13 protein-coding genes are annotated in these 15,159 nt (G+C 44.7%); 9 read left to right on the top strand and 4 right to left on the bottom strand.

The genetic code is table 11. The features are described from left to right. The first annotated feature begins 37 nt into the window (after window positions 1-37). Both ACSX1H_RS01355 and ACSX1H_RS01350 read left to right on the top strand, forming a co-directional pair. Complete coding sequence (locus ACSX1H_RS01355) at window positions 38-715, top strand: response regulator transcription factor (protein WP_439181731.1); 678 nt, start codon at window positions 38-40, stop codon at window positions 713-715. A gap of 8 nt (window positions 716-723) precedes the next feature. Next, window positions 724-1,965, top strand: coding sequence for a sensor histidine kinase (locus ACSX1H_RS01350; protein ID WP_439181730.1), 1,242 nt, complete (start codon window positions 724-726; stop codon window positions 1,963-1,965). On the opposite strand, the gene ACSX1H_RS01345 is transcribed toward ACSX1H_RS01350, so the two are convergent. Continuing rightward, on the bottom strand, window positions 1,962-2,636 hold the full coding sequence (locus tag ACSX1H_RS01345; protein ID WP_439181729.1) for an inorganic pyrophosphatase: 675 nt from the start codon (window positions 2,634-2,636) through the stop codon (window positions 1,962-1,964). The two genes, ACSX1H_RS01350 and ACSX1H_RS01345, sit on opposite strands and share 4 nt — an antisense overlap. Window positions 2,637-2,889: 253 nt before the next feature. Here ACSX1H_RS01345 and ACSX1H_RS01340 point away from each other — a divergent pair, with 253 nt between their 5' ends. Then, a complete protein-coding gene (locus ACSX1H_RS01340; RefSeq protein ID WP_439181728.1) occupies window positions 2,890-3,885 on the top strand; it encodes a PliI family lysozyme inhibitor of I-type lysozyme in 996 nt (331 codons plus the stop codon). Between the two features lie 209 nt (window positions 3,886-4,094). On the opposite strand, the gene ACSX1H_RS01335 is transcribed toward ACSX1H_RS01340, so the two are convergent. Both ACSX1H_RS01335 and ACSX1H_RS01330 read right to left on the bottom strand, forming a co-directional pair. Beyond that, window positions 4,095-5,633 carry a YifB family Mg chelatase-like AAA ATPase gene (locus ACSX1H_RS01335; RefSeq protein WP_439181727.1) on the bottom strand — a complete coding sequence of 513 codons (1,539 nt, stop codon included), beginning with the start codon at window positions 5,631-5,633 and terminating at the stop codon, window positions 4,095-4,097. A 105-nt stretch (window positions 5,634-5,738) separates the two neighbouring features. Further along, complete coding sequence (locus ACSX1H_RS01330; RefSeq protein WP_439181726.1) at window positions 5,739-6,557, bottom strand: MBL fold metallo-hydrolase; 819 nt, start codon at window positions 6,555-6,557, stop codon at window positions 5,739-5,741. Between the two features lie 113 nt (window positions 6,558-6,670). Between ACSX1H_RS01330 and priA the strand changes: the two genes are divergently transcribed. After that, window positions 6,671-9,142: a replication restart helicase PriA gene (gene priA / locus ACSX1H_RS01325; protein WP_439181725.1), complete on the top strand. Its 2,472-nt coding sequence runs from the start codon at window positions 6,671-6,673 to the stop codon at window positions 9,140-9,142. A 21-nt stretch (window positions 9,143-9,163) separates the two neighbouring features. Here the strand turns inward: priA and lpcA are convergent, their stop codons facing one another. Then, window positions 9,164-9,748 (bottom strand): D-sedoheptulose 7-phosphate isomerase, encoded by a 585-nt coding sequence (gene lpcA, locus ACSX1H_RS01320; RefSeq protein ID WP_439181724.1) that lies wholly within the window; start codon window positions 9,746-9,748, stop codon window positions 9,164-9,166. A gap of 221 nt (window positions 9,749-9,969) precedes the next feature. Between lpcA and ACSX1H_RS01315 the strand changes: the two genes are divergently transcribed. The 5 genes from ACSX1H_RS01315 (at window position 9,970) to ACSX1H_RS01295 (ending at window position 15,156) form a co-directional block, all read left to right on the top strand. Next, on the top strand, window positions 9,970-10,776 hold the full coding sequence (locus tag ACSX1H_RS01315; protein ID WP_439181723.1) for an ion transporter: 807 nt from the start codon (window positions 9,970-9,972) through the stop codon (window positions 10,774-10,776). 253 nt (window positions 10,777-11,029) lie between these two features. Continuing rightward, window positions 11,030-11,359 (top strand): hypothetical protein, encoded by a 330-nt coding sequence (locus ACSX1H_RS01310; protein WP_439181722.1) that lies wholly within the window; start codon window positions 11,030-11,032, stop codon window positions 11,357-11,359. Window positions 11,360-11,481: 122 nt separating this feature from the next. After that, on the top strand, window positions 11,482-13,389 hold the full coding sequence (gene mutL / locus ACSX1H_RS01305) for a DNA mismatch repair endonuclease MutL (RefSeq protein WP_439181721.1): 1,908 nt from the start codon (window positions 11,482-11,484) through the stop codon (window positions 13,387-13,389). 126 nt (window positions 13,390-13,515) lie between these two features. After that, the gene (locus ACSX1H_RS01300) at window positions 13,516-14,253 is read left to right on the top strand and encodes a rhomboid family intramembrane serine protease (protein WP_439181720.1); all 738 of its coding nucleotides are present in this window, start codon (window positions 13,516-13,518) and stop codon (window positions 14,251-14,253) included. A gap of 15 nt (window positions 14,254-14,268) precedes the next feature. After that, the gene (locus ACSX1H_RS01295; RefSeq protein WP_439181719.1) at window positions 14,269-15,156 is read left to right on the top strand and encodes a rhomboid family intramembrane serine protease; all 888 of its coding nucleotides are present in this window, start codon (window positions 14,269-14,271) and stop codon (window positions 15,154-15,156) included. Window positions 15,157-15,159: the final 3 nt, after the last annotated feature.

Genomic DNA, 15,159 nt, shown 5'->3' with positions numbered 1-15,159 from the left:
CAATAGACTGGTGTCGCTGGTCGAATGATGCAACAGCATGAAAATATTAGTAGTTGAAGATGAACCCCAATTGGCTCAAAGCATTCGTCAGTTTTTATTGACTGAAGGGCATGGCTGCGAGGTGGTGGCTAATCTGGCTTCAGCGCTTAGTCAGGTCAATAGCCAGTTCGATATTGTTATTCTGGATTTAAACCTTCCCGATGGTAATGGACTGGAGGTCGTTAAGAAAGTAAAAGGAGAAGGCCTGCAAACCGGAATTATCATCTTGTCGGCCCGCGATAGTCTGGAGAGTAAAATTCAAGGACTGGAACTTGGAGCCGATGATTACCTCACCAAACCTTTTCAGATGGCCGAATTGAATGCCCGTTTGAAGTCCTTGGTAAGAAGAGTGCACTTCAAAGGAGAGGAAAGCATTGTGTTTAATGAGCTGGAAATAGTGCCTGATCAGGTGCTGGTTAAGGTAAATGATAAGCCGCTTGATTTAACCAAAAAAGAGTTTGACCTGCTGGTGTATTTCATTGCCAATAAGAACCGGGTGCTCACTAAAACAGGCATTGGCGAGCACATGTCGAAAGACTTTATGGATTATGGGTTTACCGATGACCTGATATATTCACACATTAAAAACCTGCGAAAGAAGCTTATTAAAGCAGGCTGCGGCGATTATATAAAAAACGTTTATGGGGTGGGTTATAAATTTACCGATGCTACTTAACTGCGCCTATGAAGCTAATCACAAAAACCGGACTTAATTTTATTTCTGCCAGTATCTTTTTCTTCTTTATCGGTAGTTTGGGCGGCTATTACTTTATTCGCTATGCCGTGAGTAAAATGTTTAACAATGAACTGATTGAGGCACAGCAAAAAGTTGAACGGCAGAACAATCCCCATCTCACCTATGCCGATGTCAGGATTGATACCCTGCGCCTGTCCATTGAGCAGGAACAACGTATTTTTACCGATACCGTAATGCCCGTGATGAGTGGCGACAGGTATGATTTTTATCGCAAGTTAACCTGTCTCAAGCCCCTTAACGATGAGCTGGCCATCAGGTACACCGTTGTTCGGTCCACAGCCCCTTCGGACTTGATGGTGATGAAATTTACGCTGATGCTCACGGTCTTTCCTGTTATTTTCTTTCTGATTCTGTACCTGGTGAACCGGGCTTCAACCAAATACTCCTTATCGGTTTTTTATGACACCATTAACAAACTAAGGACCTTCGATGTAAATAAGGATAACCGGTTGGATTTAATGACCTCCGACATAGATGAGTTTGAGCAGCTCAACGAGGTGTTTAACGCTATGGATCAGAAAATAAAGCAGGATTACGAGCGGCTTAAGGAGTATACCGAGAATACCTCCCATGAGCTGCAAACCCCTTTAGCCATTATCAATGCCAAGCTCGATGAACTCATTCAGGCCGATAACCTAACGGAAGAGCAGGTGAAATCAATTGCTGGTTTGATTGAGACAACCAACCGGCTTTCGAAAACCAACCAGGCTTTAATATTTTTGGCGAAGCTGGATAACCGTGTTTTTGCTGATGCTGAGCCAGTGAATTTCAATGAAGTGGTACGTAAGCAGCTGGAGCATTTTGATATGCTTATCCAGGAAGCAGGCTTAAAGGTCGAAGTGGTATCCAAAGCCACGCTGTCGGTGGTGATGAGTGTGTCGCTGGCCTATACCCTTATTCAGAACTTGCTGAAAAATGCCATCCGTCATAACGTGCCCAATGGGTATATACGCATTAGCATAGCACCAAACCTGCTGGTTATAAGTAACAGCGGACAGGTGGTGAGTTACGATCCTGAAAAGATGTTCGGGCGCTTCAAAAAAAACAGCCAACACCCACAATCATTAGGTATTGGCTTATCTATTGTTAAACGCATATGCGATATTTCAGCAATTAATGTGGCCTATGAGCAAAAAGATGCCGAGCACACCATTAAGTTAAGGGTTTAATAGGTAGATAGAGCTCTGCGTAAGCCCTCAAAGCGGTTTTCATAATCTTCAATAGACAAACGAATAACCTCCTTGGCTTCATCGGCACCATATACATGGGTGATTTCCGATTCATTGCTTAAGCCCGGCATGTCCTTGTAGGTTAAGAAATAGTGCTTAAGACGTCTGATTACCATCTCGGGCATGTCGTTAATGTCCTTATAGGCACCGTACACCACATCGTTTTTCAATACCGAAATAATCTTATCATCGGCTGCATTGCCATCCAGCATTCGGAAACCACCAATAGGAATAGCCTGTGCCAGCACATCACCGTGCGGAATATCTTTCTCTGTTAACACCAAAATATCCAAGGGATCACCATCACCAATAATGTCCTTTTTACCTGATTTTTCAGCGCAATACTTACCAATTAGTTTACCACAGTAGGTTTGTGGGATAAACCCATAAGGTGCAGGCACTACATTTGAGTATTTCTGTGGGCGGTCGATACGCAGATAACCACTCACCTTGTCAACTTCATATTTAATGGTATCGGTTGGTACCACTTCAATAAAAGTTGTTACAGTATCAGGTGCTTCATCACCAATATCGACGCCATGCCAGGGGTGCGATTTATAACGTAATCCCATGAGTCGTCCTATTGGATCCATTAAGCTGTTTGATGTCATCTTCTTATTTTTATTTGTTTTTTATTCGAAATTGTTAGTACAACAACACCGGGTAAAAGAATGTTTTATAGGCCCTTAATGATTGTGGCTAAAACAGTTGTTTAGTCGCAAGCATCGAGTGAATTTTGTTGTTGAGCAGCGTTTTTGTTTACTTTAATATTTGACATAAAGCCGTGTCATGCTGTAAATTCATTGGTCAAGATCATAAAACGGCTCTGCCCGATTGGTTAATTTCGATACAAAAATAAGGATAATGAAAGGATTATTAGTGCTTGGATTGGTGGTAAGCTTACTTATGGGGTGTGATTTTTCTCACAGAAAGAAGGTGTCAGAGAGTGAAAAAAGCTCCAAACCCATTGGTATAGCTAAAGAACAGGGTGCTGTGGCGGGCAATTATGTTGATGCCGGTTATGCACAACGACACGAGGGATATGATTGGGTAGCCGTTCAGATAAAAGCTCGTGGGGATGATGCCATTTGGGTTTCTGTCAGATCGCGCGCGGATAAAAAGAAGCCGACCTGTACCTTCGACAGCCAGGCCTATAAAGAAAATGATAGCACCTATACCTCAGTTTATGATGGTAAAACCATCGTGTATACCTTTACGCCTCAGTCGGTGAATATATCCACCCGGCCGCAAGAGGACGCGAGCATTCTTAGCTTTTTCTGTTCCGGCGGCGCCACTCTGGCAGGGACTTATCAGAAACTAAGCGAGCCTCTGGATGTGGAGCAGATGGATAAAACAGTGTTTTCACGGGTGCTGAGGCTGCAGGGAATCAATTTTTATGTGTCGTCGGTAAAAGAGGAGGGCTTCCATTCCCTTCGTGTTTCAACATCAGGGCTGGAACAAGTAAACTATGACGAAACCTTTGATATTACAGGGTCGCGCATAGTCGATGCCGAAGTAGAAGACCTTAATTCTGATGGCTCACCGGAGTTACTGATTTATACCCAGTCGGATGGCAGTGGCAGCTACGGCGATGTAAAAGCCTTTTCGGTGAATAACCATAAATCTATGAGTCAGGTTTACTTTCCGCCAACAGCCGAAAATAAGCAGCTAAAAGAAGGCTATATGGGACATGATGAATTTACCGTGGTGGAGACGCACCTGGTACAGCGATTTCCGGTGTATAAGGCCGGTGATACCAATGCTAATCCTACCGGAGGCTGGCGTCAGGTCAGTTATCAGCTGGAAGATGGAGAAGCCATGCGGCGCTTTAAGGTAGTGAAAGTGAGTGTCCTACCCTAAATTAAGACTGCTGTCTTTTAAAATGAGAATAAAATATTGAAACGTCGAGACCGTTCCCAAAATGGTCCCGACGTTTTCAGTTCATCGCCTTATAGTATAATCCGATAGCAGTTTAAATTCAATTTGTGATAATTCTTTTATCGAATAATTTTTTCATAGTCTAAAAATATGCTTGCTCGATTTTATCCGGATTGATATTAATGATCCGGTCAGGCGCCCCATCCCGAGCGGTCCAGACTGCGGTACTGTACGGCTTCGGCTATATGGTGGGCCCGTACACCCGCGCTGTCTTCCAAATCGGCAATGGTGCGCGCCACTTTGAGAATTCGGTCGTAGGCCCGGGCCGATAAATCGAGCTTTTCCATAGCTGTTTTCAAGATGTGCATGCCAGCCTCATCGGGTGTGGCATAGCGGGCCAGTTGGCGACTGCTCATTTGGGCATTGCAATGCACCTTTTCGTGGTCTTTAAAACGTTCCGACTGTACTTTGCGTGCTTTGATTACCCGCTCACGCACAGCTATACTGTTTTCTGCCGGTGCGGCTTCAGCCAGCTTATTAAAAGGCACGGGCACCACCTCAATGTGCAGATCAATGCGGTCGAGCAAGGGCCCCGATATTTTACTCAGGTATTTTTGTACCACGCCCGGGCTACAAACGCATTTCTTTTCAGGATGATTAAAATACCCACATGGGCAGGGGTTCATGGATGACACCAGCATAAAACTGGCCGGGTAATCGATGGTAAAGCGGGCCCGTGAGATGCTGATACGTCGGTCTTCCAGTGGTTGACGCATCACCTCTAATACCGTTCGTTTAAATTCGGGCAGCTCATCCAGAAACAGCACGCCATTGTGAGAGAGCGAAATCTCACCGGGCTGCGGAAAAGAGCCGCCGCCCACTAAAGCCACATCACTGATGGTGTGGTGGGGTGCTCTGAACGGCCGTTGTGTTATCAGAGCGGGGCCACTGCTGGTTTTGCCGGCTACCGAGTGAATTTTGGTCGTTTCCAGGGCTTCGTCCAGTGTTAAGGGGGGCAAAATGCTGGCCAGACGTTTTGCCAGCATGGATTTACCAGCCCCCGGTGGCCCAATCATAATGAGGTTATGGCCACCCGCAGCGGCTATTTCCAGCGAGCGCTTCACACTCTCCTGCCCTTTTACATCGGAAAAATCGAAATCAACCACCTGTGTGCCTTTCTCAAATTCTTTTGCGGTATCTACCTTTACCGCTTCGGCGCTTGAGTCATCCTCCAGAAACCGGATCACCTGCATGATATTTTCAAAGCCATAAATATCAATGCCATTTACCACTGCTGCTTCCCGGGCATTTTCCAGGGGAAGAATGCAGCCTTTAAAACCTTCTTCTTTGGCGCGAATGGCCATTGGCAGAACGCCTTTGATGGCTTGTAAACTGCCATCAAGCGATAGCTCGCCCATCATCAGGTAATCACCCAGCTTATGATTGACTATTTGGGAGGAAGCCGCCAGTATGCCAATTGCCAGCGGTAAATCGTAAGCTGCCCCTTCTTTGCGTATATCGGCTGGTGCCATGTTGATAACGATTTTATGACCGGGCCATTTATAGCCGCTTACTTTCAAGGCTGAGTCGATTCGTTGCTGACTCTCTTTGACGGCATTGTCGGGCAATCCAACCAGGAAGAAACGGATGCCTTGGGAGATATTGACTTCAATGGTAATGGTGAAGGCATCGATGCCACTTACGGCTGAGCCAAAGGTTTTTACAAGCATGGTTAAAATATTTAGATGTAAGTTAGTAAAATATACTTAACAGTAGATAGCTTGTGTATGAACTTTTTGGCTCCTGTGATTATTTTTCGCAAACAAAGAGCTTTGTTATATGGAGATAGAATAGCCACTGCCAGCATAAGTTACCACACCGGGAAAGGCCTTCGTAAAGTGGTCAAACGCTTCATTGCCCGTGCAGTGGTTCAGTAGCCATTTATCCACCCGAAAGGGTGCCAGGCCCTGAATAACATGGCTAATGTCGCCAGGGCTGCTTCCATTCAAATGCAAGCCGCCGGCAATGCAGCTAAACGAATTGTGGTGCAGACGATTTTTAATGGTATGGAGAATATTGACAATACCCGTATGGGCGCAGCCGCACAAAACAACAACTTTTTGTTTGTTTTGGGCCACTAGTATCAGCTCGTCTTCAAATGTGTCGGGAACATACTTGTCTCCCTCTTTGACCACCAGTCGTTCATTAACCACCTCGAAATTTTTCAAGGCCCTTACCTGGCATAAAATTCGTGTGCCATCGCTCAATTCCATGTCTTTGTCAAGCAGAATGAAACGCTCTGAACAGTGATCTGATTTGTTGCTCCAGCCAATTCCATTGGCTTTTGTCATCTTTGACGATTGCGAAAAGCGTTCCTTAAAAGCCATCTTATGAACGATAATGCGGGCTTTACTATTGAGCTCAAGAAATGCGGGTAAGCCACCGGTATGATCATAGTGGCCATGGCTGAGTACAACATAGTCAACCGTTCGAAGGTCAATGTCCATGGCACGTGCATTGGCGAGAAAGTTATCTGACTGGCCTGTATCAAACAGGATGTTGTACCGATGGGTTTGCAGCAAAAACGAGAGACCGTGCTCGCATTTCAACTGTTTTTGATTCTGCCTGTTGTCTATAAGGGTACTGATCCGCATGCTGTTTCTGTATTAGGGTACTAAGATAGCAAGTAAGTGCATAGCTGATAAATTATCAATGCTTATGATTTCTCTTCAACTAATATTTATCTTTACGGGTTCAAAGTTCAGGAATGAGTATTAAACCCCATTTTGCCGATATCATTTTGCCGGTGCCTTTACCGCGTCTGTTTACCTACGAGGTGCCTGCCGACCTGCTGCACCTGATTGCTGTAGGAATGCGGGTTGCCGTGCCATTTGGAAAAAAGAAGATGTATTCGGGCATTGTTTACCGTTTACACACTAGCCGTCCGGAGGAGTACGAAACAAAGGAAATTGCCTCGGTGCTCGACGATAAGCCGGTTGTTAATGCTTATCAGCTGAAGTTTTGGGACTGGATTGCCAACTACTACCAATGTACACTGGGCGAAGTGTATAAGGCAGCATTGCCATCCGGTTTAAAAATGGAGAGCGAGACGCGTATTATCTATAATAGCGAGTTTGTGGCCGATGCGCCCTTAAGCGATAGAGAAAACCAGGTATTGGACGTGATTGCTGCTAAGAAGTTTTGCACCATCAGTGAGGTGAACCAGCTGAGCGGCCTGAAAAACAGTCTTCCCGTTGTTAAGCGTTTGCTGGAGTACAATGCAGTGTTTGTAAATGAACACCTGAAGGAAAGCTACAAAGCCAAAATAGAAAAGACAATCTTGCTTCACCCTAATTGCCAGTCGGAAGAAGCCTTACAGCAGGTGTTTGATAAATTGTCGCGGGCGCCAAAGCAGCAGGAATTGCTCATGACCTTTATGGCCCTGGCAGGAGGATTAACCGGAGCTATCACCAATCAGTCGGTGGTTAAATCTAAGCTGCTCGAAAAAGCAGGTGCCGGGCAAGGGGCGCTTCGGGAGTTATGTGCCAAGGAAATCCTTCTGGAACAGGAACGGGTGATTGACCGGCTCGATTTGGATGAAAAGCAAACGCGCGATGCTAATGCCTTGAGTGAGGTGCAGCAAACAGCTTATGATGAGGTTAAAGCAGGCTTTGACACGCACGATGTGACACTGCTGCATGGCGTGACTTCCGGGGGGAAGACAGAAATATATATTCACCTGATTGAAGAGCAGTTGCAACAAGGCAAACAGGTACTTTACTTACTGCCCGAAATTGCCCTGACGACCCAAATTACATCGCGCCTGCATAAGCATTTTGGCAATAAAATGGGCATCTACCATAGTAAATTCGCCGATGCCGAGCGGGTAGAGGTGTGGAACAATCTGCTGCAGCAGAAAAATTACCAGCTCATTGTGGGGGTGCGATCATCGGTATTTCTGCCTTTCTCCAACCTGGGACTGATTATTGTAGATGAGGAGCACGAAAATACTTATAAACAGTTCGATCCGGCACCGCGCTATCATGCCCGGGATGCTGCCATTGTTTTGGCCAGTCTGTTTGGAGCTAAAACCTTGCTGGGAACGGCCACGCCATCCATTGAATCCTATTTTAATGCGCAGCAGGGCAAGTATGCACTGGTTGAATTACTGCAACGTTTCGAAGGGATTAAGATGCCTGAGATAATGGCGGTTGATGTGCGAGAGGCCCGGCGCAAGAAGCAGATGAATTCTCATTTTACCCCTCTGCTGCTCGAAAAAATGGATGAAGCTTTGCAAAGAGGCGAGCAAGTTATTTTGTTTCAGAACCGTAGAGGGTTTAGTCCGTTCATTGAGTGTGGCCAGTGTGCGTTTGTCGCTAAATGTGTCAATTGCGATGTGTCCATGACTTACCATAAGCACCTCAATCAGCTGGTGTGTCATTACTGTAACCACACCATGCAGCTGCCCACGGTTTGTCCGGCTTGTCACAGCCCGGCTATCGAAACCCGTGGCTTTGGAACCGAAAAGATTGAAGAGGAGATGAGCCTGCTGTATCCCGACTATAAAGTGGGACGAATGGATTTGGATACGACGCGCAGTAAAGCGGGCTACGATAAGCTGATTAAAAAGTTTGAGAACGGAGAAGTGCATATTCTGATTGGTACCCAAATGATTTCCAAAGGGCTCGATTTTGATAATGTGAGCGTGGTGGGCATCCTGAATGCCGACAACATGCTTAATTATCCCGACTTCAGAGCATTTGAGCGCAGTTATCAACTTATGACACAAGTAAGCGGTCGGGCCGGACGAAAAAACAAACAGGGATTGGTCGTCCTGCAAACCTCAAACCCCAAGCATCCGGTTATAATGGATGTAATCAACCATAATTTTATTAATCACTATAATGGGCAGCTCGAGGAACGGCAGATGTTTAAATATCCGCCATTTTACAGGCTTATCAACATCACCATCAAGCATAAAGAACAGCCCTTAACCAATAAGGCAGCACACCTGTTGACTGAGCAACTGCGTGTTATGTTTGGAAATAGGGTGTTGGGGCCACAGGCGCCTGTGGTTAACCGGATTCAGAATCTTTACATTAAAAAGATCATGATTAAGATGGAAAAGAAAGCTTCCCCCACCAAAGTAAAGCACCTGATGCGCGAAGCTATATTTTCACTGCAGGCACAGCCGGCTTTTCGTTATGTCACGTTTCAGATTGATGTGGATCCGGCTTAGTCAACGGCTTAATGGCAACGTTTACTGGTGGCCGATAACACGGGCTTCAATGTACTGAATAAGGACGTGAATAATTTTAATATGTATCTCCTGAATGCGATCGGAGTAACCCATGTGTGGTGCGCGTAGTTCAATATCAGCAACTTCGGCCAGTGAGCCGCCCGATTTGCCGGTTAAAGCAACCACTTTCATTCCTTTTTGTTTGGCTTCATTGGCGGCATTGAGCACGTTAACAGAATTGCCACTGGTGCTAATGGCCAGTAGAACATCGCCTTTTTGTCCAACTGCCTCCACATAGCGCGAGAAAATATAATCAAAGCCATAGTCGTTACCAACGCAAGTTATGTGAGTTGGGTCGGCAATGGCTACCGCAGCCATCCCCTTGCGATTATTACGAAAACGGCCAGTGAGCTCTTCGGCAAAGTGCATGGCATCACTCATTGAGCCCCCATTACCACACGATAGCACTTTACCGCCGTTTTTTATGGTGCTGGCCATCAGCTCGCCGGCAGCTACCATTTTGTCCCAGTTGCTATCGTCTTCCATGAAGCGGTTAAGAACAGCTTGTGCTTCATTAAATTCCTTGATGATATCTTCTCTTGTCATGTGCTATTGTTTGCTCTGTAAAAGTACAATGGCTTTTCTAAACTTAAAATTTTTTTTAGCTCAAAGGCTTTATATCTTTGAGAAAGCATATATTCACCGGTATAAAGTTCGCTTACGGGCAATGGTTCGAATGTGAGTCGCAGGACCAGTTTAGCTTGCGGGAGTTGAATGCCGGTACAAGCGATAGATGAGGAACGATAGCCTTTCAAAATTGCAAATACATGAAATCACTTAAGCACCGTTTGTATCAAATCATTTTTGAGGCCGACACTCCTTCAGGGAAACTGTTTGACATTATTTTGATTGGCTTGATCCTGCTGAGTATTGGGGTAGTAATGATTGAGAGTGACGATACATTATCACCGCGCATAAACAGGGCCATGGTGATAATGGAGTGGTGCCTTACAGCTTTGTTTACAATGGAATACCTTTTGCGTATTGTAATTGCTGACAGACCACGGAAATATATCTTTTCCTTTTTTGGAATTATCGATCTGTTGGCCATTTTACCAACTTATCTGGGGTTAATTATTGGTGGAACCCAAATGCTGATTGTAGTAAGAGCATTGAGGCTGGTGCGTGTATTCAGAGTCTTGAAGCTGACGCGCTACGTGAAAGAAGCCACTGCCTTATGGTCGGCCCTGGTGCTCTCGCGTAACAAAATAAGCGTTTTTCTGTTTGTGGTGCTTATTCTGGTTACCATTATGGGAACTGTGATGTATATTGTTGAAAATCCCTTTAATGAGGGTTTTAAAAGTATCCCACAGAGTGTTTACTGGGCAATTGTTACACTGACCACGGTTGGGTATGGTGATATTGCACCAGTAACCGTTTTTGGTAAATTCTTAGCAGGGTTCATCATGATAACGGGTTATGCCATTATTGCGGTTCCAACGGGTATTGTTACCAGTGAATTAGTCAGGGAGAACCGGCGTCAGGGGAGCGTTCGCGCATGTAAAGCCTGCTCAGAAGAAGGACATGATGCTGATGCGGCCTACTGCAAGCGCTGCGGAGAACCTTTGGAGTAGGAAAGTTATTAATAAAATGTTCACAACTACTGTTGGTAAATAGTATCAGACAAGCAATAAGCTGTTTATGTCGTTAAATTATCTGCTTGAATCAGGCTGTTTCTTATTATTAACGATTACTTGTTATCTTTGCATAGGTGCGGATGCAAGCAGTTATTTGTTGCACAGCTATCATGGCACAATTTCTTGTTGCCGGGCATGTTGAAGGATGGCCCTTATAGGAATTGGTTCATGAGGCATAAAATCATGAAAGATGAAATTTACATTTTCAAAATTGGCGCGTCATCGGGTGTTTCAGCACGACCCTATTTATTACGATGAGCAGAAGGAAAAGCGAGAGGAGAGAGAGCGCCGAATTAAAGAAGAACTGGGGCTTCTGACAGATGACGAAAAGGAAACCGGATATGCCGGCCGAATAAAAGGAGGCATGCGGCGGCGCCTGAAATCGCATTACGAAGTTGCCAGAAGTGAGAAGCGACGTTCGAATCTACGTTTGGTAATTATTCTGATTATTCTGATGGTTTTGGGAATTTACCTGATTCAGGAAGGCATGGCGTGGATGGAAACTTTTTTTACCAAATAGAGTAGACCCAGGGGAATTGAAGGATTTTATTGCCCGAAAAGAAAAAGAATGTTAATTGTGGTGCCAGCACTCTTGGTGAGGATGGAGGTTGGAATAATAAAAATAAAAGAGATAGATAACACATGTCGAATGTAATACAGTTATTGCCAGACTCGGTGGCTAACCAGATAGCGGCCGGAGAGGTAATACAGAGACCTGCGTCGGTCATTAAAGAGTTAATGGAGAATGCGATTGATGCAGGCGCTACTAACATACAAGTCATAACCAAAGATGCAGGAAAAAGCCTGATACAGGTTATCGACAACGGGTGCGGAATGAACGAAACGGATGCACGGATGGCTTTTGAACGCCATGCAACATCAAAAATCAGAGAGGCGAATGATTTATTTGCTTTGCAAACGATGGGGTTTCGGGGAGAAGCATTGGCATCCATAGCTGCGGTTGCTCAGGTTGAGCTTAAAACAAGACGCGAAGAAGATGACCTGGGCGTGCAAATTGCTATTTCGGGTTCAGAAGTCGAGTCGCAAGAGCCTGTTCAGTGTCCTGTAGGGAGTCAGTTTAGCATCAAAAACTTATTTTTCAATGTACCCGCTCGCCGGCGTTTTCTCAAAAAAACGTCCACCGAACTGCGCCATATTATCAATGAGTTTCAGCGGGTTGCACTAGCCAATCCTCAGGTAGCTGTTACGCTGGTTCATAACGATGTGCCCATGTTTAAGTTGCCGGCTGGCAATATCAAGCAGCGCATTGTAAGCATGAATGGTAAGCAGATGGGCAGTAACCTGATTCCGATTGATACCGACACGGTGATGGTCAAAATTTCCGGGTTCATAGGTAAGCCCGAATCGGCCAAAAAAACCATGGGCGACCAGTTCTTCTTTGTGAATAACCGCTTTATGAAGCATCCTTATCTCCATCGATCAGTAATGGATGCGTATGATAATATTTTACATCCCGAAACGGTGCCCGCCTACTTTATTTTTCTTGAAGTCGATCCGCAAATTATTGATGTCAATATTCATCCAACCAAAACAGAGATCAAGTTTGAGGATGAGCGTGCTTTCTGGCAGATTCTTAATGCAGCTATACGCGAGAGCCTTGGTAAGTACAACATGATGCCTTCCATCGATTTTGACACCACCGATCAGATTCAAATACCAGTATCTCAAAAGAGTGGCGAACTGGTGGAGCCAACCGTGGAGATCAATCCTTTTTATAACCCCTTTGAAGAAGAAAAGCGTAATACGGGTTCGGGCTATGGCACTGGCGGAACAGCCACCTTTAGCTCAAAGGTTTCGGCACAAGGTTGGGAAAATCTGTATAGTGAAAACGAAGGGAATGGCTTACCAGATTTTTCTGAGTTAGCTAATACCGAAATGGCAAAGCAAGAGCAGGCCGCTGATACCACTAATCAGGAGCCTGTGCAGCAAACCTTTTTGTCGGGAGGAGCCAGTGAGGAAACAAGTGGCTCACATCGTTTTTTTCAGTTAAAAAATCGCTATATACTCACTTCTGTCAAGTCGGGGCTGATGATCATCGATCAAAAACGGGCCCACGAACGTATTATTTTCGAAGGATTTGTTCGCACGCTGCAAAGAGGCGCTTCCTTATCTCAGAAATGCCTGTTTCCAGAAGAGCTGCATTTTGGTCCCGAAGAAATGGGGATGGTGAGTGAGTTACAACCCGATTTAATGACCCTTGGCCTGGAGTTGGAGCAAGTGAACGATGGGTGTTTCAGGGTGCTTTCAACCCCCGCTGGCTTGGAGAATGTATCCGCCTCTCAGTTGATTGATGGTATTTTAACCGATTTTAGAGATGGAGAGGTTGACTTGCAAAAGGAAGTGACCGAACAGGTGGCCACATCGATGGCTCAGCGTGGTGCTATTCAGTATGGTAAAGTGTTGTCACCACCTGAAATGGGAGAGCTATTTGATCAGCTTTTTGCCTGTATGGTCCCTAATTTTTCACCATCGGGTAAAACCATTATTTCGATAATGGACATGGAAGAGATGCAAAAGCGCTTTATGTAGTGTCAGATTGGCAGAATGAAGTAAGGGGATTTAACAATTAATGCTCCTTTTGCGTTAATTTAATGGAAGAATGCGATTGGCACTGATGTTGTAACACAGTGCCTGATAACTTATAAAATAAAGCAGATGAACTATCGTCCATCACCTTTTGCCGGATTGCCGCCGGTAACTAAAAACCTGTTAATTATTAATGCGCTGTTTTTATTGGCAGCCTGGGTGTTACGCAATACTTTTGGCATTGATTTGAACCACTTCCTGGGTCTGTATTTTCCGCTATCGGAGAACTTTCATCCGGCACAGTTTGGTACCTACATGTTTATGCATGCTGATTTTATGCATTTGTTTTTTAACATGTTTGCTTTATTTATGTTCGGACGAGTGTTGGAGGTTTACTGGGGACCCAAAAAATTCATTCTCTACTACATCATCACCGGTGTTGGGGCGGCAGTTATTCAGTTAGGCTTCAAATATATCGACTACAGTAATGCTATCTCTGTGCTTACAGATGAGCAGATAGCCATTGTTTTTGAACAAGGTGCTCAAGCTTTGCGGGAGTGGAAAAACTTTACCAACCCTGATATGGCAAAATTTAATATGGTGCTAAATAGTTCCATGGTTGGAGCTTCGGGTGCTGTTTTTGGTATTTTGCTGGCCTTTGGTATGCTGTTCCCAAATACAGAGTTGATGTTGCTATTTCCTCCAATTCCCATTAAAGCCAAATACTTTGTAATTATTTATGGTGTGGCCGAATTATTTATGGGGGTTGCTAACTTTTCGTTTGATAATGTGGCTCACTGGGCGCATTTGGGAGGAATGATTTTTGGCTTTATTTTAATTAAATATTGGGATAAAAAAGGAATCTGACTTAACTTGTAAACAATGGGTATAGTTGACGAAATAAAACAATCGTACCGGCAGGGAGGGGCGCTCACCAAATTAATTTACATTAATATTGGGGCATTCGTTCTCATTCGCCTCCTGCAGATATTTTTCAGTTTCTCCTCAGGTTCAGCAAGCATGGAGGCTTACCCTTTATTGAAGTGGATCTCTGTACCAGCTGATTTACAGGTTTTATTGTTTAAGCCATGGACATTAATCACCTATATGTTTGTCCATTACGACTTTCTCCATATCCTGTTTAACATGCTGTACCTGTATTGGTTTGGCCGGATCTTCCTGGAGTTTCTGAATCCGCGCCAACTATTAGGCGTCTATTTCTTAGGAGGTTTATCAGGAGTAGTCTTCTATTTGGTCAGTTACAACCTTATTCCCGTGTTTCAGCAGCACGTTTCTGGTGCGATATTAATGGGAGCTTCAGGCTCTGTAATGGCGATACTATTTGCTATTGCCCGATATGCTCCTAATCATAAAATTTACTTGCTGTTTTTTGGTGCTGTACAACTCAAATATGTGGCTTTAGTTGCCTTGGTGCTCGATTTAATCAGCATCCCTGCTTTATCTAACTCCGGCGGACATTTTACCCACCTTGGAGGAGCCGTCTTTGGCTACTTTTATGGGGGAAGTATTTCGCAAGGGCGCGATGTTACGATGGGCTTTAACCGCCTGATGGACCGACTCGCTACTTTATTCAAGCCCAAGTCGAAACTTAAAGTGACCTACAGGCGGCCAATGAGCGATTTAGAATACAACAGCCGCAAGGTGGATCAGCAAAAAGAGGTGGATCGGATACTAGACAAGATTAAAAAGAGTGGATACGATAGTTTAAGCAAGCAAGAAAAGCAAACATTGTTTGAAGCCAGTAAATAAGCC

The sequence above is a fragment of the Carboxylicivirga taeanensis genome (assembly GCF_051851475.1).
In the GTDB taxonomy this organism is placed as follows: Bacteria; Bacteroidota; Bacteroidia; order Bacteroidales; family Marinilabiliaceae; genus Carboxylicivirga; species Carboxylicivirga taeanensis.
Note: the sequence above shows the minus strand (reverse complement) of the source record. Positions and strands in the feature narration are given on the sequence as shown.